This is a genomic window from Tenacibaculum salmonis (genome assembly GCF_041053065.1).
GTDB lineage: Bacteria > Bacteroidota > Bacteroidia > Flavobacteriales > Flavobacteriaceae > Polaribacter > Polaribacter pacificus_A.
This window is the reverse complement of record NZ_JBFCVV010000001.1, coordinates 1,081,016-1,106,717: the sequence shown is the minus strand read 5'-3', so window position 1 is coordinate 1,106,717 and position 25,702 is coordinate 1,081,016. Positions and strand designations below refer to the sequence as shown.

23 protein-coding genes and 6 tRNA genes are annotated in these 25,702 nt (G+C 31.4%); 25 read left to right on the top strand and 4 right to left on the bottom strand.

All coding sequences use genetic code 11. From position 1 onward, the window contains the following. The first annotated feature begins 5 nt into the window (after nt 1–5). The 20 genes from AB0T67_RS04725 to AB0T67_RS04630 all read left to right on the top strand — a co-directional run bounded on the left by AB0T67_RS04725 (nt 6) and on the right by AB0T67_RS04630 (nt 17,330). On the top strand, nt 6–731 hold the full coding sequence (locus AB0T67_RS04725; RefSeq protein WP_369219358.1) for a ComEA family DNA-binding protein: 726 nt from the start codon (nt 6–8) through the stop codon (nt 729–731). A 25-nt stretch (nt 732–756) separates the two neighbouring features. Continuing rightward, the gene (locus AB0T67_RS04720; RefSeq protein WP_369219357.1) at nt 757–1,923 is read left to right on the top strand and encodes an acyl-CoA dehydrogenase family protein; all 1,167 of its coding nucleotides are present in this window, start codon (nt 757–759) and stop codon (nt 1,921–1,923) included. Nucleotides 1,924–2,140: 217 nt separating this feature from the next. Next, nucleotides 2,141–2,338 (top strand): 30S ribosomal protein S21, encoded by a 198-nt coding sequence (rpsU, locus tag AB0T67_RS04715; protein ID WP_271231569.1) that lies wholly within the window; start codon nt 2,141–2,143, stop codon nt 2,336–2,338. 90 nt (nt 2,339–2,428) lie between these two features. Beyond that, the gene (locus tag AB0T67_RS04710) at nt 2,429–3,316 is read left to right on the top strand and encodes a tyrosine-type recombinase/integrase (RefSeq protein WP_369219356.1); all 888 of its coding nucleotides are present in this window, start codon (nt 2,429–2,431) and stop codon (nt 3,314–3,316) included. A 14-nt stretch (nt 3,317–3,330) separates the two neighbouring features. Continuing rightward, nucleotides 3,331–3,636, top strand: a complete 306-nt coding sequence (gene hpf / locus AB0T67_RS04705) for a ribosome hibernation-promoting factor, HPF/YfiA family (RefSeq protein ID WP_271231571.1) — start codon at nt 3,331–3,333, stop codon at nt 3,634–3,636. 105 nt (nt 3,637–3,741) lie between these two features. Then, nucleotides 3,742–3,815: transfer RNA gene (locus AB0T67_RS04700), tRNA-Thr, on the top strand. 40 nt (nt 3,816–3,855) lie between these two features. After that, a tRNA-Tyr gene (locus tag AB0T67_RS04695) sits at nt 3,856–3,938 on the top strand. A 72-nt stretch (nt 3,939–4,010) separates the two neighbouring features. Further along, nucleotides 4,011–4,083 (top strand) — tRNA-Gly (locus tag AB0T67_RS04690). 14 nt (nt 4,084–4,097) lie between these two features. Continuing rightward, nucleotides 4,098–4,170 (top strand) — tRNA-Thr (locus AB0T67_RS04685). Between the two features lie 77 nt (nt 4,171–4,247). Continuing rightward, a complete protein-coding gene (tuf, locus tag AB0T67_RS04680) occupies nt 4,248–5,435 on the top strand; it encodes an elongation factor Tu (RefSeq protein WP_369219355.1) in 1,188 nt (395 codons plus the stop codon). A gap of 69 nt (nt 5,436–5,504) precedes the next feature. Next, nucleotides 5,505–5,576, top strand: a tRNA-Trp gene (locus tag AB0T67_RS04675). A 53-nt stretch (nt 5,577–5,629) separates the two neighbouring features. Beyond that, nucleotides 5,630–5,821: a preprotein translocase subunit SecE gene (gene secE, locus AB0T67_RS04670; RefSeq protein WP_271231572.1), complete on the top strand. Its 192-nt coding sequence runs from the start codon at nt 5,630–5,632 to the stop codon at nt 5,819–5,821. Between the two features lie 2 nt (nt 5,822–5,823). Further along, nucleotides 5,824–6,372, top strand: coding sequence for a transcription termination/antitermination protein NusG (gene nusG / locus AB0T67_RS04665; RefSeq protein ID WP_271231573.1), 549 nt, complete (start codon nt 5,824–5,826; stop codon nt 6,370–6,372). Nucleotides 6,373–6,440: 68 nt separating this feature from the next. Continuing rightward, entirely contained in the window at nt 6,441–6,878 is a 438-nt protein-coding gene (rplK, locus tag AB0T67_RS04660) for a 50S ribosomal protein L11 (RefSeq protein WP_271231574.1), read from the top strand. A gap of 20 nt (nt 6,879–6,898) precedes the next feature. Next, nucleotides 6,899–7,588 (top strand): 50S ribosomal protein L1, encoded by a 690-nt coding sequence (gene rplA, locus AB0T67_RS04655; RefSeq protein ID WP_271231575.1) that lies wholly within the window; start codon nt 6,899–6,901, stop codon nt 7,586–7,588. An 18-nt stretch (nt 7,589–7,606) separates the two neighbouring features. Further along, a complete protein-coding gene (rplJ, locus tag AB0T67_RS04650) occupies nt 7,607–8,122 on the top strand; it encodes a 50S ribosomal protein L10 (protein ID WP_271231576.1) in 516 nt (171 codons plus the stop codon). A 46-nt stretch (nt 8,123–8,168) separates the two neighbouring features. After that, nucleotides 8,169–8,540, top strand: coding sequence for a 50S ribosomal protein L7/L12 (rplL, locus tag AB0T67_RS04645; RefSeq protein WP_271231577.1), 372 nt, complete (start codon nt 8,169–8,171; stop codon nt 8,538–8,540). 231 nt (nt 8,541–8,771) lie between these two features. Next, a complete protein-coding gene (rpoB, locus tag AB0T67_RS04640) occupies nt 8,772–12,584 on the top strand; it encodes a DNA-directed RNA polymerase subunit beta (protein ID WP_369219354.1) in 3,813 nt (1,270 codons plus the stop codon). 107 nt (nt 12,585–12,691) lie between these two features. Beyond that, on the top strand, nt 12,692–16,963 hold the full coding sequence (rpoC, locus tag AB0T67_RS04635) for a DNA-directed RNA polymerase subunit beta' (RefSeq protein ID WP_369219353.1): 4,272 nt from the start codon (nt 12,692–12,694) through the stop codon (nt 16,961–16,963). A 58-nt stretch (nt 16,964–17,021) separates the two neighbouring features. Next, nucleotides 17,022–17,330 (top strand): DUF3467 domain-containing protein, encoded by a 309-nt coding sequence (locus tag AB0T67_RS04630; RefSeq protein WP_271231579.1) that lies wholly within the window; start codon nt 17,022–17,024, stop codon nt 17,328–17,330. A 57-nt stretch (nt 17,331–17,387) separates the two neighbouring features. Here the strand turns inward: AB0T67_RS04630 and AB0T67_RS04625 are convergent, their stop codons facing one another. Beyond that, nucleotides 17,388–18,074: a Crp/Fnr family transcriptional regulator gene (locus tag AB0T67_RS04625; protein WP_369219352.1), complete on the bottom strand. Its 687-nt coding sequence runs from the start codon at nt 18,072–18,074 to the stop codon at nt 17,388–17,390. A gap of 103 nt (nt 18,075–18,177) precedes the next feature. On the opposite strand from AB0T67_RS04625, the gene AB0T67_RS04620 reads away from it, so the two are divergent. The 3 genes from AB0T67_RS04620 to hemN are packed head-to-tail and all read left to right on the top strand — an operon-like array spanning nt 18,178 to nt 22,313. Beyond that, on the top strand, nt 18,178–20,550 hold the full coding sequence (locus AB0T67_RS04620) for a heavy metal translocating P-type ATPase (RefSeq protein ID WP_369219351.1): 2,373 nt from the start codon (nt 18,178–18,180) through the stop codon (nt 20,548–20,550). A 17-nt stretch (nt 20,551–20,567) separates the two neighbouring features. After that, nucleotides 20,568–20,900 (top strand): AraC family ligand binding domain-containing protein, encoded by a 333-nt coding sequence (locus AB0T67_RS04615; RefSeq protein WP_369219350.1) that lies wholly within the window; start codon nt 20,568–20,570, stop codon nt 20,898–20,900. 51 nt (nt 20,901–20,951) lie between these two features. Beyond that, nucleotides 20,952–22,313 carry an oxygen-independent coproporphyrinogen III oxidase gene (gene hemN, locus AB0T67_RS04610; protein ID WP_369219349.1) on the top strand — a complete coding sequence of 454 codons (1,362 nt, stop codon included), beginning with the start codon at nt 20,952–20,954 and terminating at the stop codon, nt 22,311–22,313. A 146-nt stretch (nt 22,314–22,459) separates the two neighbouring features. Here the strand turns inward: hemN and AB0T67_RS04605 are convergent. Then, a tRNA-Met gene (locus tag AB0T67_RS04605) sits at nt 22,460–22,533 on the bottom strand. A gap of 101 nt (nt 22,534–22,634) precedes the next feature. On the opposite strand from AB0T67_RS04605, the gene AB0T67_RS04600 reads away from it, so the two are divergent. Further along, complete coding sequence (locus AB0T67_RS04600) at nt 22,635–23,015, top strand: START-like domain-containing protein (RefSeq protein ID WP_369219348.1); 381 nt, start codon at nt 22,635–22,637, stop codon at nt 23,013–23,015. 97 nt (nt 23,016–23,112) lie between these two features. After that, entirely contained in the window at nt 23,113–23,943 is an 831-nt protein-coding gene (locus AB0T67_RS04595; RefSeq protein ID WP_369219347.1) for an aminotransferase class IV, read from the top strand. On the opposite strand, the gene AB0T67_RS04590 is transcribed toward AB0T67_RS04595, so the two are convergent. Next, on the bottom strand, nt 23,940–24,497 hold the full coding sequence (locus tag AB0T67_RS04590; protein WP_369219346.1) for a YqgE/AlgH family protein: 558 nt from the start codon (nt 24,495–24,497) through the stop codon (nt 23,940–23,942). The genes AB0T67_RS04595 and AB0T67_RS04590 overlap by 4 nt on opposite strands. Before the next feature lie 239 nt (nt 24,498–24,736). Next, nucleotides 24,737–25,636, bottom strand: coding sequence for a DUF6607 family protein (locus AB0T67_RS04585; RefSeq protein WP_369219345.1), 900 nt, complete (start codon nt 25,634–25,636; stop codon nt 24,737–24,739). Between the last annotated feature and the right edge of the window lie 66 nt (nt 25,637–25,702).

Below are 25,702 nucleotides of genomic sequence, written 5' to 3'. Positions count from 1 at the left end.
AAATAATGAATTTATTTAAACCCCATTTCTGGTATAACAAACGCCAAAGAAATGGGGTTTTATTTTTAGTTTCAATTATATTGATACTTCAGTTTGTTTATTTTTATGTTGATTTTTCTTCGGATAAAATAATAAACACAAACTCATCAGAAATAAGTTATTTTCAAAAGCAAATAGATAGTTTAAAAATAATCGCTTTAGAAAATATAAAACCAAAAATATTTCCTTTCAACCCTAATTATATTACCGATTTTAAAGGAGGTAAATTAGGAATGAGTATTCAAGAAATGGATAGATTACATGAATACCGTAAACAACGAAAATTTGTTAATTCAGTTAAAGAATTTCAGCAAATTACAAGAATATCAGATAGTTTATTAAATGAAATTTCGCCATATTTTAAATTTCCAGATTGGGTTGTAAAACGAAATAAGTTATTAGCAAAAAATAAGAAAGTGACTTCATTTTCTTCTTCTAATTTTTCTAACGTGAGTTTTTCAACAGAAATTTCATCAGAAATAGAAAAATCAATAATTAAAAAAATCAACATAAATACTGCTAGTTTTAAAGCGATATTAAAGATTCCAAATATTGATTATGAACTTTGTAAAAAGATTTTTGAATATAGAGATGAGGTAGCTGAACTTCAAGATATATCAGAAATAAAAAATATAGATAATTTTCCAATTGATAAATATGATAGAATAGTTTTATATTTGAAAGCAGAATAGATAAAAAATAAAAAGCATATAAATTATGAATAGTATGTACTTTACTGAAGAGCATGATTTTTTTCGTGAAAGTTTTAAAGACTTTTTACAAAAAGAAGTAGTTCCTCATATAAATAAATGGGAAAAGGATGGAGCTGTAGAACGTTTTATTTGGAAGAAATTCGGTGAAATGGGCTATTTTGGATTAAATCAACCAGAAGAGTATGGTGGTTTAGGTTTAGATCTTTTTTATACTGTAATTTTTTTAGAAGAATTACAAAAAATAAATTCAGGAGGATTTGCAGCGAATATGTGGGCACATGCTTATTTAGCAATGACACATTTAAATGAAGAAGGAGATGATAGAATTAAAAAAGCATATTTAACGCCAAGTATTAATGGTGATAAAATAGGTTGTTTATGTATTTCAGAACCTTTCGGTGGAAGTGATGTAGCAGGTATGAGAACTACTGCAGTTAAAAAAGGAGATACTTATGTAATTAATGGATCAAAAACATTTATTACAAACGGAGTATATTCTGATTATTTAGTAGTTGCTGCTAAAACAAATCTTGAAGACAAGCATAAAGGAATGAGTATTTTTATTTTAGATAGAGATACACCAGGAATTTCGGCAACAAAACTAGATAAATTAGGATGGAGAGCTTCTGATACCGCAGAAATTGCGTTTGATAATGTAGTGATTCCTGCTGAAAATTTAATGGGAGAAGAAGGAAAAGGTTTTCCTTATATAATGCAACATTTTGCTTCAGAACGTTTGATTATGGCAATTAATGCACATGCAAGAGCTGAATATGCCGTAGATTATGTATTAAAATACATGAGCGAAAGAGAAGCTTTTGGTAAAACTTTAGATCAATTTCAGGCTTTACGACATAAAGTAGCAGAAATGGCTTCAAAAGTTGATATGTGTAGAGAATATAATTATTCTATTGCAAAAAGACTAAATGGAGGTGATTACGTTGTAAAAGAAGCAAGTATGACTAAAATGTTATCTACTAAAATGGCAGATGAGGTTATTTATGATGCATTGCAATTATTAGGTGGTTATGGTTATATGGAAGAATATCCGTTAGCTCGTTTATTACGAGATAGTCGTTTAGGTCCTATTGGTGGTGGTACTTCTGAAATTTTAAAAGAAATTATCGCTAAAATGATAATTGATAAGAAAGAATATAAACCAGCGACTTAATTTTTTATATTAAATTGATTTTGGGCATTCCCTTGCAGGTCGCGCTTTACACTATATCTTTTTTATGAAAAATAAAAAAGGATGCCGTTTCAATCGCTAATGCAGTGATAAACTTGAAAATAAATAAAAAAATAATAGTTAATTAAAATAAGACTCAGTACATTTGCAGTCCTAAAAATAAAAATTTAGAGACTACAATGAAAGGAGGTGCTAATATATGTTAATTATTCCAATTAAAGAAGGAGAGAATATCGATAGAGCGTTAAAACGTTACAAGCGAAAGTTTAGAGATGTAAAAATTTTAAGACAATTGCGTGATAAAAAACAGTTCAATAAACCGTCTGTTGTTAAACGTGCTCAACTTAAGAAAGCCTCTTACGTTCAAGGATTAAGAACGAAAGAAGAAGTAAGCTAGAAATAACTTACTAATCACATAAAACCTGTATTGATTAATTTCAATGCAGGTTTTTTTTGTACCTTTATTTTTCATAAATACATATGATAAATGTTGATAACCGCTTTTTTAAGATATTTAGAACACGAGAAAAATTATTCTAAAAATACAATTAACGCTTACTGTATAGATTTAACAGCATTCAAAGATTTTTGTATCACAGAATTTGATCAAGAAGAATTAACAACAATTCATTATAATCAAATAAGAAGTTGGATAGTTTCACTTGTTAATCAGAATATATCTAATAGAAGTGTAAATAGAAAAATAAGTTCTTTAAAAACTTTTTATAATTTTCTTCAAAAAATAGAAGAAATTGAACTGAACCCATTAGCAAAACATAAAGCCTTAAAAGTACAGCAGAAAATACAAACCCCTTTTGATACAAACGAAGTACAAGAGGTAATTGCTATTTTAAGTGAAGATACAGATTTTGAATCCGTAAGAAATAAACTAATTGTGGAATTGCTTTATTCAACAGGAATGAGAAGAATAGAATTAATTAATATCAAAGAAAAAGATATTGATTTTAGTAAAAAAGTAATAAAGGTGCTAGGTAAAAGAAATAAAGAACGTTATATAATGTTGCTATCAACAGTGTTGGAAACCTTAAATAAGTACTTGATTTTAAAAAGAAGCTATGAGTTAGAAAAAGAGGAAGCACTTCTAATAACTGAAAAAGGGGGTAAAATTTATGAAAAACTTGTGTATCGAATAATAAATATGTACTTTAGTAGGGTGTCAACCAAAGCAAAGAAAAGCCCACATATATTAAGGCATGCTTTTGCGACACATTTACTAAATAACGGTGCGTCGTTAAATTCGGTTAAAGAATTACTAGGGCATTCAAGTTTAGCCTCTACCCAAGTATATACGCATAATAGCTTGGAGCAGATAAAAAAAGTGTATAACAAGGCTCATCCTAGAGAGTCAAATTAAAGATTGGAAAAATTATGAAAGTATTCACACAGTCAGTAAACTTTACAGCAGATAAAAGCTTGATTGATTACATTGAAAAGAAAATTGAAGGTTTAGAAAAGTTCCATGATAAAATAGTTGATGTAGAAGTTTATTTAAAAGTACAGAAAACTAGTGAAAAGGAAAATAAAATCACTGAGATCAAAATAAATATTCCAGGAGACGAATTGATGGTCAAGAAACAAACAAAAACCTTTGAAGAAGGTGTAAACATTGCTATTGACTCTTTAAAAAGAAGCTTAAAGAAGTCAAAAGAAAAGCAGCGAACTGTTTTAGTTTAATAAAAAAATTAAAAGTTTTTGAAGAAAAGCTTTAGAATATAGAAATTACTTCATATATTTGCAATCCGTTAGAAATAGCGGATTGTTTTTTATTGACAATTAAAAGCCGATGTAGCTCAGCTGGCTAGAGCAGCTGATTTGTAATCAGCAGGTCGTGGGTTCGAGTCCCTCCATTGGCTCAATAAAAAGATAAAGTTCATTAATATAATAAAATACCAAGGGGAGATACCAAAGCGGCCAACTGGGACGGACTGTAACTCCGTTGTTTTACGACTTCGCAGGTTCGAATCCTGCTCTCCCCACTTTTTTAAAATTTAATCAGTCAGTATGTTGAACTTCAACTTTTAATTCTTGATTGAAGGTTTTGAAAATGTGCGAAAGTAGCTCAGTTGGTAGAGCGTCAGCCTTCCAAGCTGAATGTCGCCAGTTCGAACCTGGTCTTTCGCTCTGAAATTATCCACGCCGGTGTAGCTCAGTTGGTAGAGCGCATCCTTGGTAGGGATGAGGTCATCGGTTCAAATCCGATCATTGGCTCTTTTTTTAGGGTTTTTTTGAAAAAGGATTTTAAAGTAATACTAAATATATTTAACTAAAGAATTAAAATTAATATCATGGCAAAAGAAACTTACGATCGTTCGAAGCCCCACTTAAACGTTGGTACTATTGGTCACGTAGATCACGGTAAAACTACATTAACTGCTGCTATCACAAAAGTATTAGCTGATGCAGGATTCTCTGAAGCTAGAGATTTTGATCAAATCGATAACGCACCAGAAGAAAAAGAAAGAGGTATTACAATTAACTCTTCTCACGTTGAATATGCAACTCAGAACCGTCACTACGCGCACGTAGACTGTCCAGGTCACGCGGATTACGTAAAGAACATGGTAACTGGTGCTGCTCAAATGGATGGAGCTATTTTAGTAGTAGCTGCAACTGATGGTCCTATGCCACAAACACGTGAGCACATTTTATTAGGTCGTCAAGTAGGTATTCCTCGTATGGTTGTTTTCTTGAATAAAGTTGACATGGTTGATGATGAGGAGTTACTTGAGTTAGTAGAAATGGAAGTAAGAGAGTTGTTATCTTTCTATGAGTATGATGGAGATAATGGTCCTGTGGTTTCAGGTTCAGCTTTAGGAGCTTTAAATGGTGAAGAGAAATGGGTTAACACTGTTTTAGAATTAATGGCTGCTGTTGATGCTTGGATTGAAGAGCCTTTAAGAGAAACTGAAAAGGATTTCTTAATGCCAATTGAAGATGTATTCTCTATTACTGGTCGTGGTACTGTTGCAACTGGTCGTATTGAAACAGGGATTATCAATTCTGGAGACCCTGTTGAAATTATAGGTATGGGTACTGAGAAGTTAACTTCTACTGTTACTGGTATTGAAATGTTCCGTCAAATCTTAGATAGAGGTGAGGCTGGAGATAATGCAGGTATCTTATTAAGAGGTATTGCTAAAGAAGATATTAAAAGAGGAATGGTGATTGTTAAGCCAGGATCTGTAACTCCACATGCTAAGTTTAAGGCTGAGGTGTATGTATTGAAAAAAGAAGAAGGTGGACGTCACACTCCATTCCATAATAACTATCGCCCTCAGTTTTACGTGCGTACTACTGATGTAACAGGAAATATTGTTTTACCTGAAGGAGTTGAAATGGTTATGCCTGGTGATAACTTAACTATTACTGTTGATTTAATTCAACCAATTGCATTAAACTTAGGTTTACAGTTTGCTATCCGTGAAGGAGGTAGAACAGTAGGTGCAGGTCAGGTTACTGAAATTTTAGACTAATTTATTAGTTTATAAATAATATAAAAAAAAAGGAGTCTCTTAAATGAGAGACTCCTTTTAAAATAAAATACGGGCGTAGTTCAGCGGTAGAGCACTGGTCTCCAAAACCAGGTGTCGGGAGTTCGAATCTCTCCGTCCGTGCATAATAAAGCGAGTTATAATGATAAATTATAGCTCGCTAAAAGAATAACAACATGAATAACTTTATAGAGTACATCAAGGGTTCTTTTGAAGAATTGAATACAAATATGACATGGTCTTCTCGTGAAGAAGCCCAAAAGTCTACTGTTGTAGTTGCGGCATTTACGATTGTTTTTGCTTTACTTGTAGCAGGAATAGATAGAGTTTTTCAAACAGGATTAGATAATTTCTTTAAAATGTTTTAATAATGGCTGACTCAGTAATGAAGTGGTATGTGGTAAGAGCAGTTGGTGGTCAAGAAAATAAGGTTAAAGCCTACATCGAGACAGAAATTGCTCGTTTTGGTTTGTCTGATTTTGTAAGTAAAGTTATCGTTCCTACAGAAAAAGTTATTCAAGTAAGAAACGGAAAGAAAGTTAACAGAGAAAGAGTTTATTTTCCAGGTTATGTAATGGTAGAGGCTAATTTAGCAGGAGAAGTACCTCACGTGATAAAATCAGTAACAGGCGTTATTGGTTTTTTAGGTGAAACAAAAGGTGGTGAACCAGTACCTATGCGTAAATCTGAAGTGAACAGGATGTTAGGAAAAGTTGATGAACTTTCTGTAAAAGATGAAAATATTGCAATTCCTTTTAACACTGGTGAAACAGTAAAAGTAATTGATGGTCCTTTTAATGGTTTTGACGGTACTGTCGAAAAAGTTAATGAGGAGAAGCGTAAGTTAGAAGTAATGGTTAAGATTTTTGGAAGAAAAACACCATTAGAGTTAAACTATATGCAAGTAGAGAAAATATAATTGTTACACCTATATTTTGATGTGTTTGAAGCTTCCATTTTAAGCATATCGTTTTTAAATCTTAAACAATGGCAAAAGAAATAAGTAAATTAGTTAAACTACAAGTTAGGGGAGGTGCTGCGAATCCGTCGCCACCAGTTGGACCCGCTTTAGGTGCTGCCGGTGTTAATATCATGGAGTTCTGTAAGCAGTTTAATGCTCGTACACAGGACAAGCAAGGTAAAGTTTTACCTGTTGTGATTACTGTTTATAAAGACAAATCTTTCGAGTTTGTTGTAAAAACACCACCAGCTGCAGTACAATTGTTAGAAGCGGCCAAAATTAAGAAGGGTTCGGGAGAACCAAATAGGAAAAAAGTAGCAAGTGTTTCTTGGGATCAGATTCGATTAATTGCAGAAGACAAAATGGTAGATATGAATGCCTTTAAAGTTGAATCAGCAATGAAAATGATAGCCGGAACCGCTCGTTCTATGGGATTAACAGTAACAGGTAATGCACCTGCTTAAACTTTAAAAGATATTTAGAAATGGCAATTACTAGAAAGCAAAAAGAAGCTCGTTCTAAGGTAGATAGCTCTAAAGTTTACAGCTTACAAGATGCATCAGCCTTAGTTAAGGAAATTACAACTGTAAAATTTGACGCATCAGTTGATTTAGCAGTACGTTTAGGAGTTGATCCTCGTAAAGCAAATCAAATGGTACGTGGTGTTGTAACATTACCTCACGGAACAGGAAAAGACGTAAAAGTATTAGCATTAGTTACTCCAGATAAAGAAGCAGAAGCTATTGCAGCTGGTGCTGATTATGTTGGACTAGATGAATACCTTCAGAAAATTAAAGGTGGTTGGACTGATGTTGATGTGATTATAACTATGCCTAGTGTTATGGGTAAGTTAGGTCCTTTAGGTCGTGTATTAGGACCAAGAGGTTTAATGCCTAACCCAAAGACAGGTACAGTAACTATGAACGTTGCAAAAGCAGTACAAGAAGTTAAAGCTGGTAAAATTGACTTTAAAGTTGATAAGACTGGTATTGTACATGCTGCTATCGGAAAAGTATCTTTTGATGCTCAGAAGATTCAGGAAAATGCAAATGAGTTATTACAAACGTTAGTTAAATTAAAGCCAACAGCGGCTAAAGGAGATTATATAAAGAGTATATTTATGTCTTCAACTATGAGTCCTAGTATTGCTGTAGATGAAAAATCTATATCATAGGCACTTAAACTTTTAATTATGACAAGAGAAGACAAATTACAAGTAATACAAGATTTAACAGCAAGATTAGCAGATACAGGTACCATCTATTTAGCAGATATTTCTGGTTTAGATGCCGTTACTACTTCAAACTTAAGAAGAGCTTGTTTTAAAGCGAACGTAGAATTAGCTGTTGTTAAAAACTCATTGCTTTCAAAAGCAATGGAAGCTTCTGATAAAGATTTCGGAGATTTACCAGATGTTTTAAAAGGAAATACTTCAATGATGATTTCAGAGGTGTCTAACGCCCCTGCAAAAGTTATTAAAGAGTTCAGAAAAAAATCAGAGAAGCCTTTATTAAAAGGTGCTTTTGTTGAAGAGTCTGTTTATGTTGGAGATGACCAATTAGATGCACTAGTTAACATTAAATCTAGAGAAGAACTTATTGGAGATATTATCTCATTATTACAATCGCCTGCTAAGAATGTTGTTTCAGCATTACAATCAGGAGGTAATAAATTATCTGGTATATTAAAGACATTATCAGAGAAATAATACGCGCACGAATAAACTAAATAATAAAATTCAAAACACAATTAAAATGGCAGATTTAAAAGATTTCGCAGAACAATTAGTTAACTTAACAGTAAAAGAAGTTAATGAATTAGCTGATATTTTAAAAGATGAGTATGGTATTGAGCCAGCAGCAGCAGCAGTAGCAGTAGCAGGTCCAGCAGCAGGAGGAGATGCAGCAGATGAGCAAACTGAATTTGATGTTATCTTAAAAGCAGCAGGTGGTTCTAAATTAGCTGTAGTAAAGTTAGTTAAAGAATTAACTGGATTAGGTTTAAAAGAAGCTAAAGCAATCGTTGATAGCGCACCAGCACCAGTAAAAGAAGGAGTAACTAAAGATGAGGCAGAAGGTCTTTTAAAATCTTTAGAAGAAGCAGGAGCTGAAGCAGAGATTAAGTAATTTATAGCCCCGGTTTAACTGGGTAAAACAATTAAGGTTTAGGTACTAGAAACATACGTTTCTAGTCCTAAACCATTTTGTGTATATATTCGTTCTTTATTTGTTACAATTGAATTTGTAATAGTACGACTGTAAAGAGCTGATTTTGAATCAGCAAAGCAATTAAAATTGCATTATTGAAACAAGAAAGTTTCAAAAAATAATATTTTTAATTTAAAAATAGCATCTCTTTTGGCAACGATAAACACTACTGAAAGAATTAACTTCGCATCATCGCAATTAGGAACCGACTATCCAGATTTTCTTGATATCCAGGTGAAATCTTTCCAAGATTTTTTCCAATTGCAAACTAAAGCTGATGAGCGAGGTGAAGAAGGTTTGTATAAAACCTTCATGGATAACTTTCCGATTACAGACACCCGTAATCAATTTGTATTAGAATTTTTAGACTACTTTGTAGATCCACCAAGATATAGCATCCAAGAATGTATTGAAAGAGGATTAACACATAGTGTTCCTTTAAAAGCAAGATTAAAGCTTTACTGTACAGATCCTGAACACGAAGATTTTGAAACTATTGTTCAAGATGTGTATTTAGGAACTATTCCTTATATGACAAATTCTGGAACTTTCATTATTAATGGAGCAGAACGAGTTGTTGTATCTCAATTACACCGTTCACCAGGTGTGTTTTTTGGACAATCTTTCCATGCAAATGGAACTAAGTTGTATTCTGCAAGGGTAATTCCTTTTAAAGGTTCTTGGATAGAATTTGCAACAGATATCAATCAAGTAATGTATGCTTATATTGATAGAAAGAAAAAACTACCAGTAACTACGTTATTCAGAGCTATCGGTTTTGAAAGAGATAAAGATATATTAGAAATCTTTGATTTAGCAGAAGAAGTTAAAGTTTCTAAAGCTGGATTAAAAAAAGTATTAGGGCGTAAATTAGCTGCTAGAGTTTTAAAAACTTGGCATGAAGATTTCGTTGATGAAGATACAGGTGAAGTTGTGTCTATTGAACGTAACGAAATTATTTTTGACCGTGATACCATCATAGAAAAAGATCATATTGATGAAATAATCGATGCAGGTGCTAAAACTATCTTATTACATAAGGTAGATAACGACATGGCCGATTATGCCATCATTCACAATACACTGCAGAAAGATCCTACGAACTCTGAAAAAGAAGCAGTAGAACACGTCTACAGACAATTACGTAATGCTGAGCCGCCAGATGAGGAGACAGCAAGAGGAATAATTGAAAAATTATTTTTCTCTGAGCAACGTTATAGTTTAGGTGAAGTTGGGCGTTTTAGAATGAATACCAAGTTACAGTTAAACGAACCGATTGATCAGAAGGTATTAACTAAGAATGACATTATTACCATTATCAAATACTTAATTGAGTTAATTAACTCAAAAGCAGAAGTAGATGATATTGATCACTTATCTAACCGTCGTGTAAGAACTGTTGGTGAACAATTAGCAGGTCAGTTTGGTGTAGGTTTAGCTCGTATGGCTCGTACTATTCGTGAAAGAATGAATGTACGTGATAACGAGGTATTTACTCCTATTGATTTAATTAATGCAAAGACTTTGTCTTCTGTTATTAATTCGTTTTTTGGAACTAATCAGTTATCTCAATTTATGGATCAAACCAATCCATTAGCTGAGATTACGCACAAACGTCGTTTATCAGCACTAGGACCTGGAGGTTTATCTAGAGAAAGAGCAGGATTCGAGGTTCGTGATGTTCACTATACACACTACGGACGTTTATGTCCAATTGAAACTCCTGAGGGACCAAATATTGGATTAATTTCATCTTTAGCAGTATTTGCAAAGGTTAACAGTTTAGGTTTTATCGAAACACCTTATAAAAAGGTTATCGAAGGAAATGTAGATGTAAATCAAGAGCATATTTATTTAAGTGCTGAAGAAGAAGAAGGAATGAAGTTTGCACAATCTAATTTAGAGGTAAGTGCAGCTGGAGATTTTGTTGGAGATAAATTAATTTCAAGAGAAGGGGGAGATTTCCCTGTGGTAACACCTACTGAAATTGATTATATGGATGTTGCACCTAACCAGATAGCATCTATATCAGCATCATTAATTCCTTTCTTAGAGCATGATGATGCCAATAGAGCCTTAATGGGATCGAACATGATGCGTCAAGCAGTTCCATTATTGCGTCCAGAATCACCAATTGTAGGTACAGGGTTAGAGCGTAGAGTTGCAAAAGATTCTCGTATTTTAATTAATGCCGAAGGACCTGGAGTTATTGAGTATGTCGATGCTAATAAAATTAGAATTAAGTATGATAGATCGGATGAAGAGCGTTTAGTAAGCTTTGAATCAGATGATATTTCATATAATTTAATTAAGTTTAGAAAAACAAATCAAGGTACTAACATTAACTTAAAACCGATTGTAAAAGTTGGTGATAGAGTTGAAGAAGGTCAAGTGCTTTGTGAAGGATATGCAACACAAAAAGGAGAATTAGCTTTAGGAAGAAATATGAAAGTAGCCTTTATGCCTTGGAAAGGGTATAACTTTGAGGATGCAATTGTAATTTCAGAAAAAGTTGTTCGTGAAGATATTTTTACTTCTATTCATATTGACGAATATTCATTAGATGTTCGTGATACGAAATTAGGAGCTGAAGAATTAACAAACGATATTCCTAATGTTTCAGAAGAGGCTACTAAAGACTTAGATGAAAACGGAATGATTCGTATTGGAGCAGAGGTTAACCCTGGTGATATCTTAATTGGTAAAATTACACCAAAAGGAGAATCTGACCCAACTCCTGAAGAAAAATTATTACGTGCTATTTTTGGTGATAAAGCAGGTGATGTAAAAGATGCATCATTAAAAGCTTCTCCATCATTAAGAGGTGTGGTAATTAATAAAAAATTATTTCAACGTGCTGTAAAAGATAAAACAAAACGTGCTCGTGATAAAGAAGCTATTGCTACTTTAGAAGCATCTTATGTTCATAGGTTTGAAGATTTAAAAGATTTATTAATTGAAAAATTATTTAATCTTATTACAGGAAAAACTTCTCAAGGAGTATTTAATGATTTAGGAGAGGAAGTATTACCAAAAGGTAAAAAATTCACTCAAAAAATGTTAAACTCTGTAGGTGATTTTACTCACTTACATGGAACTTGGACTACTGATAAAGACTTAAATAGATTAGTTGTTGAATTAGTTCACAATTATAAAATTAAAGTTAACGATTTACAAGGTTCTTTACGTCGTGAGAAATTTACAATTTCTGTAGGAGACGAATTACCAGCAGGAATCTTAAAACTTGCCAAAATTTATGTTGCTAAAAAACGTAAATTAAAAGTAGGAGATAAGATGGCAGGACGTCACGGAAATAAAGGTATTGTTGCTCGTATTGTTAGAGCCGAAGATATGCCTTTCTTAGCAGACGGAACACCAGTAGATATTGTACTTAACCCATTAGGGGTACCATCTCGTATGAATATTGGTCAGATTTATGAAACTGTTCTTGGATGGGCAGGTCAAAAATTAGATCAAAAGTATGCTACACCAATTTTTGATGGAGCAAACATCGACCAGATAAACGCCTTAACTGATCAAGCAGGAATTCCACGTTACGGACATACATATTTATATGATGGAGGTACTGGTAAACGTTTCGATCAGCCAGCAACGGTAGGTATCATTTATATGATTAAGTTAGGTCACATGATTGAAGATAAAATGCATGCGCGTTCTATTGGACCTTACTCATTAATTACTCAGCAACCACTTGGAGGTAAAGCTCAATTTGGAGGTCAGCGTTTTGGAGAGATGGAAGTTTGGGCACTTGAAGCATATGGTGCATCAAGTATATTAAGAGAAATCTTAACCGTTAAATCTGATGATGTATTAGGTAGAGCCAAAACTTACGAGGCAATCGTAAAAGGTGAAACTATGCCAGAACCAGGTTTACCAGAATCATTTAATGTATTAATGCACGAACTGAAAGGTTTAGGATTAGATGTTAAATTAGAGGAATAACAAACAGTGAAATATCATTAGGTAATCGTCTTGATTATCTAATGATAAATCATTTTAAATATACGTCTCATTTAGAGGCAATTTTTAATTCGAATCCATTACTTATTATGGCAAGAAAGAACGAAAAATACACTGTTAAAAAGTTTAACAAAATTTCAATTGGTTTAGCATCACCTGAGTCTATTTTAGAGGCGTCAAGAGGTGAGGTTTTAAAGCCAGAAACTATTAATTACCGTACACATAAACCAGAAAGAGATGGTTTATTTTGTGAGCGTATATTTGGTCCTATAAAGGATTATGAGTGTGCGTGTGGTAAATACAAAAGAATCCGTTATAAAGGAATCATTTGTGATCGATGTGGAGTTGAAGTTACTGAGAAAAAAGTACGTAGAGACAGAGTAGGTCACATTAATTTAGTCGTACCAGTAGCACACATTTGGTATTTTAGATCATTGCCTAACAAAATGGGATACCTTTTAGGTTTACCATCTAAAAAGTTAGACATGATTATTTACTACGAGCGTTATGTAGTAATTCAACCAGGTGATGCTAAAACTGCTGAAGGAGAGTCATTGAATAAAATGGACTTCTTAACAGAAGAAGAGTATTTAGATATTTTAGATACACTTCCACAAGAAAACATGTATTTAGATGATACAGATCCTACCAAGTTTATCGCTAAAATGGGAGCTGAATGTTTAATCGATTTATTAGAAAGAATTGATTTAGACTCTTTATCATTTGAATTACGTCATAAAGCAAATACTGAAACTTCTAAGCAACGTAAAAACGAAGCATTAAAGCGTTTAAATGTTGTTGAAGCTTTTAGAGATTCTCAGAAAAATAGAGAAAATAATCCTGAGTGGATGATTATGAAGGCTGTGCCAGTTATACCGCCAGAATTACGTCCTTTAGTGCCATTAGATGGTGGTCGTTTTGCTACTTCAGATTTAAATGATTTATATCGTCGTGTAATTATCCGTAATAATCGTTTAAAACGATTAATGGAAATTAAAGCACCTGAGGTTATCTTACGTAATGAAAAACGTATGTTACAAGAATCAGTAGATTCTTTATTTGATAACACACGTAAATCATCAGCAGTAAAAACAGAATCTAACAGACCATTAAAATCTTTATCTGATAGTTTAAAAGGGAAACAAGGTCGTTTCCGTCAAAACTTATTAGGTAAGCGTGTTGATTATTCTGCACGTTCGGTAATTGTTGTTGGACCAGAATTAAAGTTATCAGAATGTGGATTGCCAAAAGATATGGCAGCAGAATTATACAAGCCTTTTGTTATTCGTAAATTAATAGAAAGAGGTATTGTTAAAACTGTAAAATCTGCAAAGAAAATTATAGATAGAAAAGAGCCAGTTGTTTGGGATATCTTAGAAAATGTAATTAAAGGTCATCCAGTTTTATTAAACCGTGCACCTACATTACACCGTTTAGGTATTCAATCTTTTCAACCAAAATTAATTGAAGGAAAAGCGATTCGTTTACATCCATTAGCATGTTCGGCATTTAATGCGGATTTTGATGGAGATCAAATGGCTGTTCACTTACCATTAGGACCTGAAGCTATTTTAGAAGCTCAGATTTTAATGTTAGGTTCTCACAATATTTTAAACCCTGCAAATGGAGCACCAGTAACGGTACCATCTCAGGATATGGTATTGGGTCTGTATTATATGACCAAAGAAAGAAAATCTACACCAGAAGTGATTATTAAAGGTGAAGGATTAACTTTTTATTCTCCAGAAGAGGTAATTATCGCCTTAAATGAAGAGAGAGTAGACTTAAACGCAGGTATAAAAGTTCGTACAGCAGATGTTGTAGATGGTGAGCACGTAACTAGAATTGTAGCAACTACGGTTGGTAGAGTTTTATTTAATGAAAAGGTACCAAAAGAGGCTGGATATATTAATGAGGTTTTAACTAAAAAATCATTAAGAGGTATTATTGGTGATATTTTAAAAGTAACTAATATTCCTGCGGTAGGAAATTTCTTAGATGAAATTAAAAATATGGGATATAAATACGCCTTTGAAGGTGGTTTATCTTTCTCATTAGGAGATATTATTATTCCTGAAGAAAAGGAAGGAATGATTGCTGAAGCTAATAAAGAGGTTGATGTAATTGTATCTAACTATAACATGGGAATGTTAACAAATAAAGAGCGTTATAATCAGGTAATTGATATTTGGGGGTCTGCAAATAACAGATTAACAGAGTTATCTATGAAACGTTTACGTGAAGACCAACAAGGGTTTAACTCGGTATTCATGATGCTTGATTCTGGTGCAAGGGGTTCTAAAGAACAGATTCGTCAGTTAACAGGTATGCGTGGATTAATGGCAAAACCTAAAAAATCGACTGCTGGTGGTGGAGAAATTATTGAGAACCCGATTCTTTCTAACTTTAAGGAAGGATTGTCAATTCTTGAATACTTTATCTCAACTCACGGTGCTCGTAAAGGTTTAGCGGATACGGCATTAAAAACAGCCGATGCAGGTTACTTAACTCGTCGTTTAGTAGATGTATCTCAGGATGTTATTGTAAACGAAGTTGATTGTGGTACTTTAAGAGGGTTAGATGTTGCTCCATTAAAGAAAAATGATGAAATCGTTGAATCTTTAAGTGATAGAATTACGGGTCGTACTTCTTTACAAGATGTATATGCTCTTAACAGTGATGAGATTATTGTTGGTGCAGGAGAATTAATTACTTCAAAATTAGCGGATACAATTCAAGCTGCTGGTATTGATAAAGTAGAAGTTCGTTCAGCATTAACTTGTGAATCTGAAAGAGGTATTTGTGAAAAATGTTACGGACAATCTTTATCAACAGGTAAAAAAGTTCAAAGAGGTGAAGCAGTTGGTGTAATTGCAGCACAATCTATTGGAGAGCCTGGTACACAGTTAACATTACGTACTTTCCACGTTGGAGGGGTAGCAGGAAACATTTCTGAAGAGAATAAGTTAATTGCTAAATACGAAGGTAAAGTTAAAATTGAAGATTTACGTACTGTAAATGGTAAAGATAAAGAAGGAAATGAAATAGAAATAGTTATTTCACGTACTGCCGAAATCAAAATCATTGACAAAAAGACGGATATAGTATTAAGTACTAACATTATTCCTTACGGATCTATTATCTTTAATAAAGATATGAAATCTATCAAAAAAGGAGATGCAGTATGTCAGTGGGATCCATTTAACGGGGTTATCGTATCTGAATTTGGAGGTAGAGTTAAGTTTGACAACTTAGAACAAGGTATTAATTACTCTGTTGAAGTTGATGAGCAAACTGGTTTCCAAGAGAAGGTAATGATTGACTCTAAGAATAAAAAAATCATTGCTTCATTAATTATTGAAGATGCTGATGGTAATGCTTTACGTTCGTATAGTTTACCAGTAGGTGCTCACTTAATGGTTAGTGATGGTGATAAAGTTCCAACAGGTCATACTTTAGTGAAAATTCCACGTAAGTCTGGTAAAGCAGGCGATATTACAGGAGGTTTACCACGTGTAACAGAATTATTTGAAGCACGTAACCCATCGAATCCAGCAGTAATTGCTCAGATTGATGGTGTAGTATCTTTCGGTAAAATTAAGCGAGGTAATCGTGAAATTATTATTGAATCTAAAACTGGTGATATTACTAAATATTTAGTGAAATTATCTAATCAAATTTTAGTTCAAGAGAACGATTTTATTAAAGCAGGTATGCCTTTATCTGATGGAGCAACTACTCCAATAGATATTTTAAATATTCAAGGACCTTCAGCGGTACAACAATATTTAGTAAACGAAATTCAAGAAGTATATCGTTTACAGGGTGTAAAAATTAACGATAAGCATTTCGAAGTTGTAGTACGTCAAATGATGCGTAAAGTTAGAATTATTGATTCTGGAGATACATTACTTCTAGAGAATCAGTTAATTCATAAGAATGACTTTATCAAAGATAACGATGCTATCTACGGAATGAAAGTTGTTGAAGACGCAGGAGATTCTGAGAATTTAAAACCAGGACAAATTGTTTCAGCTCGTCAATTAAGAGATGAAAATTCTATTTTACGTAGAGCAGATAAAAATTTAGTAGCCGCTCGTGAAGCACAACCAGCAACAGCTGAACAAATTTTACAAGGTATTACTAGAGCTTCGTTACAAACGAAATCATTTATATCAGCAGCGTCGTTCCAGGAAACTACTAAAGTATTAAATGAAGCCGCAGTAAACGGTAAAATTGATACCTTAGAAGGATTAAAAGAAAATGTAATTGTTGGTAAGCGTATACCAGCAGGTACAGGAATGAGATCTTACGATAAGCAAATTGTAGGGCCTAGAGAAGAAATGGAGAAAAATTTATAATTTTTAATACAAAGGCCTCTAAATTTTTTTAGAGGCCTTTTTTTTTAATATTTATATTATGGAAGAGAATAAAGATCCACAATTAAATATAGAATTAGATCAAGATATTGCTGAAGGTACTTATAGTAATTTAGCAATTATTAATCATTCTGTATCAGAATTTATAGTTGATTTTATAAACATTATGCCTGGTGTACCAAAGGCTAAAGTGAAATCAAGAATTATTTTAACACCACAACACGCTAAAAGACTAGCAAAGGCTTTAGTTGAAAATGTTCAAAAATTTGAGCAAGCAAATGGTGAAATAAAAGATTATGAGCAAGTGCCTATTCCAATGAATTTTGGAGGAACAACAGGTGAAGCTTAAAAAACAAAAAACGTCTATTATAGACGTTTTTTTGTTTTTATATTTAATGAAAGTAAATTAAAATCCTGTTGCAATATCTCTTAAAGCTTGCTTATCAAGAATAAAAACTTCTTTACCTTTTAAATTTATTATTTTTTTCTTTTTAAATTCAGAAAGCAATCGAATTGCCGATTCTGTTGCAGTACCTATAATATTTGCAATATCTTCACGAGATAACAATATATCTAAAGCACCATTTTCGTTTTTATAAAACTTACTATCAAGTCCTAATAATGTAGATGCTAAACGTTGTTTTACAGTTTTTTGAGCCATATCAACAATAACATTATCTGCAGTTTTAAGTGAAGAAGCCATGTTTTTAAGAACATCCATAGTAAATTTTGGATTTGTTTCTAAATCTCTAACAATTTCTTCTTTAGGGATAAAACAAATTTCCATATCATTTACAGCTATTGCTTTTAAGTTAGATACTTCATCATTAATTAAACTACGTTCACCTAACAAATCTCCTTTTCTTACAAGATTTACAATTTGATCTCGTCCGTTATCACTCATTTTTGAGACTTTACAAATACCATCTTTAATACAAAAAACGCCATTTATATGTTCTCCTTCTTCAAATAAAACATCTCCTTTTTTTATAATTTTAGATGTTTTACAACCTGCAATCCGAACCAATTCATCTTTTGTGAGTGATTTTAAAGAATTTAGTTTACGGATAACGCATTGTTCACATTTGCTCATAATAGTGTTTGGTTAGGCTAGTTCAAAGATAATAAAAAGCTGATATATATCATGTTTTAATTCAGCTTCTTATAAGACCTTTGCACTAGGCAAACGAGTAAATATGGAAAACGCAAAATGTTTTCATTGTGGTAACGAATGTGATACCAAAACCATCATTATTAAAGAGAAATCTTTTTGTTGTAATGGTTGTAAGACGGTTTTTGAAATTTTTTCAGAAAATGATTTAACCTGTTACTATGATTTTCAAAACAATCCTGGAGCAATTCCAGAAGAAATTCAAGGAAAATATGATTTCCTTGACAATAAAGAAATTACCGATAAACTACTAGAGTTTAACGATGGTAATTTGCATGTTGTTAATTTATATATACCTCACATACATTGCAGTTCCTGTATTTGGGTGTTAGAAAACTTGCATAAATTACAACGGAATATCAGTTCATCACAAGTTGATTTTCCTAAAAAGACAGTTCGAATTACTTACAATACCGATATTATTTCGCTAAAAGAAATTGTTTTATTGCTGAGTTCCATTGGATACGAACCATATATCAGCTTAGAAGATTACGAAGTAGGTCAAAAAAAAGTTGATCGTAGCTTAATTTATAAATTAGGAATTGCAGGTTTTGCTTTCGGAAATGTGATGTTTTTATCTTTTCCAGAATATTTTGAAGTAACTGGTTTTTGGCTAGAACAATACAAAGGAATATTTCGTTGGTTGATGTTTTTCTTCTCATTACCTGTAGTTTTTTATGCTGCGCAGGATTATTTTATTTCGGCATATAAAGGATTACGAGCTAAAATTTTAAATATTGATGTTCCGATTGCTTTAGGAGTTGCTGTTTTATTTATCCGAAGTTCTGCTGAAATTATTTTTGATATCGGAACTGGTTTTTTTGATAGTTTAACAGGCTTAGTTTTCTTTTTATTATTAGGGAAATTTTTTCAACAGAAAACATATAATTTCTTGTCTTTTGAACGTGATTATAAATCGTATTTTCCTATTGCAGTAACCCGAATTTCATCCGAAGGAAAAGAAGAAAATGTACAAATTTATGATGTTGAAAAAGGTGATAGATTATTAATTAGAAATCAAGAATTAATTCCTGTTGATGGAATTTTAATCAACGGAAATGCAAAAATTGATTACAGTTTTGTTACAGGTGAAGCAGTTCCTGTAGCTAAAAAATCGGGAGATAAATTATTTGCAGGAGGAAAACAATTATCGGGAGTTTTAGAGATGGAAGTTTTAACTTCGGTTTCACAAAGTTATTTAACGCAATTGTGGAGTAATGATGTATTTAAAAAAGATAAAAATTCATCATTTAAAACATTAACAGATAGAATAAGTCAGAATTTTACGATAACCGTTTTAATAATCGCTTTTGTTGCTACCGCATTTTGGCTTTATTTTGATTCAAGTAAAGCCTTAAACGTATTTACTGCTGTGTTAATTATTGCGTGTCCGTGTGCTATTGCTTTAGCAGCTCCGTTTACTTTAGGAAATATGCTTCGGATTTTTGGAAAGAAGAAATTCTACTTAAAAAATGCCACAGTTGTAGAACAATTGGCGGTAATTGATAGTGTTATTTTTGATAAAACAGGAACACTTACAACAAGTAAAGAAAATCAAATTGATTATAAAGGAAGTGAATTATTATCCGAAGAAAAAGCAATATTAAAAAGTGCTTTACGAGCTTCAAATCATCCGTTAAGTAGAATGTTATACGGTTTTTTATCAGTAGAAATGTTACCTGTTGATAGCTTTAAAGAATACACAGGAAAAGGAATTCAAGCTACTTATAAAAACAGAGTTATAAAAATTGGTTCGTCATCTTTTGTAAATAATACTGATGAAAAAATTAACTTAGATACTTCTGTTCATATTAGTTTTGATGGAATTTATAAAGGTAAATATGTTTTTAAAAATGCGTACAGAAATGGTGTAAAAGAGTTGTTTTCTGAATTAGAAGAAAATTACAATTTAGCCGTGGTTTCTGGTGATAATGAAGGAGAAAAGAAATTTTTAGAAGATTTATTACCTAAAAATACGTCGTTTTTATTTAATCAAAAGCCAGAAGATAAATTAAATTACGTTGAAGATTTACAAAATAAAGGAGAAAGTGTAATTATGATTGGTGATGGTTTAAATGATGCAGGAGCTTTGGCACAAAGTAATGTTGGAATTTCATTATCAGAAAATATTAATGTGTTTTCACCTGCTTGTGATGCTATTTTAGATGCTTCAAAATTTAATGAAATTTCAGGATACATAAAAGCATCAAAAAAAGCAATCAAAATAATTAAGTATAGTTTTATACTATCATTATGTTATAATTTAATTGGATTATATTTTGCAACAACAGGACAATTAAAACCCGTAATTGCAGCAATTTTAATGCCTTTAAGTTCTATTAGTATTGTATTATTTACAACGATTGCAACAAATTTATTAGGGAAAAAAATAAAATAATTTAAAAGATAATTATTATGAAAGTAGCCTCATTTTTAGAAGACATTAAGTTTAATGAAAATAAACCAGCAGTATCATTATTATTAGATACTGATTTTTCCAAAGAAATACGTATTGTCTTTAAAAAAGGACAAACTATGGAAGATCATCAAGCACCTTTTGCAATAATTGTTCAGGTGATAAAAGGCACTATTGATTTTGGTGTTGATAATGAAATAAAACAATTAAATACAGGCGATATTATTTCATTAAAACCTCAGGTAGTTCATAATTTAACAGCTTTAGATGAAAGTATTGTTCGGTTGTCATTATCTAAATTAGATACCTTAAAAAGAGTTGAAAACGTATAATTTTTTATCATTATAAAAAATTAGATTGATTATATATTTGAAAAAAAGCACATGAATTCACTGATACAAAAATACAACATTCCAGGACCAAGATATACGAGTTATCCGACAGTTCCTTATTGGGAAAATGAAACTTTTTCTAAAGATAAATGGATTGAAACTTTTAAAAAATCGTTTATAGAAAGTAATTCATCCGAAGGAATTAGTGTGTATATTCATTTACCATTTTGTGAAAGTTTGTGTACGTTTTGTGCCTGTCATAAGCATATTACCAAAAGACACGAAGTAGAAGAAGATTATATTGATACTGTTTTAAAAGAATGGAATTTATATACGGATTTAGTAGATGAAACTCCGATTATCAAGGAAATTCATTTAGGTGGCGGAACACCTACTTTTTTTTCAAAAGAAAACTTAAAAAAGTTAATTGATGGTTTATTTATCAATGCTAAAAAACATCCGAAGCATGAATTTAGTTTTGAAGGACATCCGAATAATACCACAAAAGAACAATTACAAACCTTATTTGATGTTGGTTTTACAAGAGTAAGTTACGGCGTGCAAGATTATAACGTAAAGGTACAAGAAGCAATACACAGAGTACAGCCTTTTGAAAATGTTGAAAAAGCAACCATTTGGGCAAGAGAAATCGGATATACATCTATTAGTCACGATTTAATTTTCGGATTGCCGTTTCAAACCAAAGAAAATGTAATTCATACTATTAATAAAACCAAAGAATTACAACCTGATAGAATTTCATTTTATAGTTATGCACATGTTCCGTGGGTAAAAGGTGTTGGACAACGAGGTTTTAATGATGAAGATTTACCAAAGAATCAAGAAAAACGTGAACTGTACGAAATAGGAAAGGAGCTATTTTCTGAAATGGGTTATGTTGAAATAGGAATGGATCATTTTGCGTTAAAAACAGATAGTTTATATAAAGCAACTCAGGAAAAAACATTGCATCGTAATTTTATGGGTTATACTGCCAATAAAACGAAATTAATGATTGGTTTAGGAATGTCGTCAATTTCTGATTCTTGGTACGGATTTGCACAGAATGTAAAAACCGTAAAAGAATATCAAAAAATAGTGAACGAAGGAGAAATTCCTGTTTTTAGAGGACATATTTTATCCGAAGAAGATTTAGTTATCCGAAAGCATATTTTAAATATTATGTGTCACTTTACCACTTCGTGGGATGCTGAAGATTTAAAGGTTAAATGTATCGAAATTCTTTTAGAAAAATTACAAGAAATGGTGGATGATAGTTTGGTTTTTATCGATGGAAACACTTTAACAGTTCCTGAAAAAGCAAGACCCTATGTTCGAAATATCTGTATGGCATTTGATAAGCGTTTACATAATAACAAGCCAGAAACAAAATTATTTTCAATGACAATTTAAATTTTCATTGAAAAAAGACTTTATTTATTCTGTTTTCAAATTAATTAATAAGATTTGAAAACAGAATATCGTTTGGCGAGTTCTTGACAAACATTTATTTTAAACAACAAAAAACCCTTTAAAATAAAGGGTTTTGGGTTGTTTTGTAGCGAGAAGCAGATTTGAACTGCCGACCTCAGGGTTATGAATCCTGCGCTCTAACCAACTGAGCTATCTCGCCATTGCGGGTGCAAATATACAACTTATTTTTAGATACACAATAAAAAAATGAATTTTTTTTTAAGAAATAAAGATATACCTTGCCATACTAAGAAAAAAAAAATGACAAAAGTTAAATACGAATTAGAATTTCCTATACATGCATCACCAAGTATGTTGTTTAATAGTTTGGCAACACCTTCAGGATTAGAGGAGTGGTTTGCTGATAGAGTTAATTCTCGCGGAAAATTAATCACTTTTACTTGGGATGATTCAGAGGAAGAGGCAAAAATTTTAGCAAAGAAGACGAATGAGCGCATAAAATATAAATGGGTTGAAAGTGAAGGTGATGAAAGTTATTTTGAATTTTTCATACAAGTAGATCCATTAACTAAAGACGTAGCTGTAATTATTACAGACTTTGCTGATGACGATGAAGTTGATGAAGCTAAAATGTTATGGGAAAGTCAAATTGAAAGCTTAAAAAATAGTATAGGAGCATAGTATCTTTATGCTTTATAAAAAAAACTCGGCATTTGTCGAGTTTTTTTATGGCTACTAATTGCCTAAATTGTAATTTTGCAATCAAATTTTTTAAAAAATGATAAATTTTAACGGAAAAATAATATCAGAAAAAGAACTACAATTATCTAATGATAATAGAGCTTTTAAATATGGTGATGCTATTTTTGAAACTGTAAGAGTATTAAATACAAAGGTTGTTTTTATTGAAGACCATTATTTTAGATTGATGGCATCAATGAGAATGTTACGTATGAAAATTCCAATGAAATTTACACTTGAATTTTTACAAGAGGAAATTTTAAAAACAACAAAAGATCTTCCAAAATCGGTAAATTATAGAGTTAGATTAACTGTTTATAGAAAAGATGGAGGATTATATAATCCAGCTTCAAACGAGATTGATTACTTAATCGAAGCAAGTGAGTTTAATTATATAGAAAAAACTAGTTATAAAGTTGATTTATATAAAGATTTTTATAATTATTCTGGATTATTATCAACGATAAAAACGACAAACAGAATGCTAAATACTTTATCTGCTATTTTTGCAGATGAAAACGATTTAGATAACTGTATATTACTTAATGAACGAAAAGGAGTTGTTGAAGCAACAAATGGAAATATTTTTGTAATAAAAGACGGTATTATAAAAACTCCAGCTTTAACAGAAGGTTGTATAAAAGGAATTATCAGAAAAAAAGTAATAGAAATTTTAGAAAAACATCCTGATTACAGTATTGAAGAAACAGTTATTTCTCCTTTTGAATTACAAAAAGCAGATGAGGTTTTTATTACAAATGCTATTGTAGGTATTCAGTCGGTTACAAATTATAGAAAAAAAGCATTTACAACAGAAATAACTAATAAAATAAAGAGTAGCCTTAAATTATTAGCTATTACTGGTTAATTCATTTGAATATCACTTGGTGCGTTTGCCCAAATTTTATATTTTCCACCTTTTTGAAGGAGTTTGTTTTTCCAAAAGTTTTCGTTGTTGGTTTCTAAAATATTTTTATAATCATTTTCAGAAATAAACCAAGACTCAATGTTTAATTCATCAATTAATTGGTTTGTATCCCAACCAGAATAGCCTAAAAAGAAGCGAATATCTGTTGGCTTTAACATATTTTCAATTAAGAGTTCTTTTAAATGATCAAAATTACCACCCCAATAAATACCATTAGCAACTTCAATGCTATTGGGAATTAATTGGGGTACTTTATGTATAAAGTACAAATTATCTTGCTCGACAGGTCCTCCTTGATATATTCTGAAATCACAGTCTATTTCAGGTACTAAATCACTCAAAGTATGATTTAAAGGTCTATTTAAAATAAAACCAACAGAACTTTTTGATGTGTGTTCTGTTAGTAAAACAATAGTTCGTTTAAAAGAGTTATCGTTTAAAATAGTAGGTTCTGCAATTAACAACCTACCTTTTTTGGGTTTAAGCGCAACCATAAATTTATCGTTTAAGTAATACTAAAATAGGTAAAAAATTAATAAAAGTTTAACATAATCGTTAAAATATATAATAAATAAAAAAAAGGTTGCTTTATTTTACTTTTAATAGGTACAAAAATGATTATTTTATAGAATTATAAATAAAAAATGATGTTAAAGAAAAAAGATACAACCAACACTAAAGTGATTATATCCTTTTTGTTTTAAATAAATAAAAATAATAGAATTTAATATTATTATTTTATAAAAGATTCAATAATAATATTTACATCTTTTTCTTCTTTTATTTTATCCGAAAACAAATGTTTATATAAAGGCTTATTTTTAACTTTTCTTTTTAAAGATAAATTTGTTTTTTTAGCAAATACTTTATTCCATTTATTTCTTGCTAATTTCCATTTTGTATTATTTTTAATCCACCAGTTTTGTGAAGCTTTACAACGACTATCAGCAACTTTAACATAAGTATTATAACCTTTTTCAGATGCTAGAATAATATCTTTTTCTCCTGTTTTTCTGATGATTTTTTTATTATCTTGATCATGTACCCAACCATAATTTGTGATTTCATGACGATTACCTCTTTCAGTTACATTATAATCATTTCTTTTAGTATATTCTCTACGAGGTAATGGAGCATCAGTAGTACTTTCCCAATAACTTTTTCCATTTAAATGTACCCAAAACCCTGAACCTTCATAACGAGGACTATCATCAACTTGAAATACTTTTTGAGACCATTGTTTTTTTACATCTTTTTTAGATTTATTTTCATACAACCAGTTATTATCTCCGTTATACATATAAAAATCTTGGTTTTGATACACCCAATCTTGTCTCCAATGCTTTATTATATGTGGTTTTGCGGGATTACCAACTTGTAATAAATGTTGAATAGTTATTTTATTATTATTATCTTCAACTAGTTCAGCCCATTCTAAAGCGCTATCTTTTTTTATTTTTGATGGTTTGTATAGTGAATCTTTACTATTATTAAATGTTTCAGCAAAATTGAACGTAACTTCAAAACAGCCACACATTTTTTTGATGGCATTTTTATCTTTTGTTTTTTTATTCTGCGCCTTTATTGTGCAGATTGATAATAGTATGAAACTTCCTAAAATTAGTTTTTTCATTTTTGTGTTTTTATTATTTATAATTTTCGGTAAAAATATAGATTTTATTTAGATTAATTTAAAATA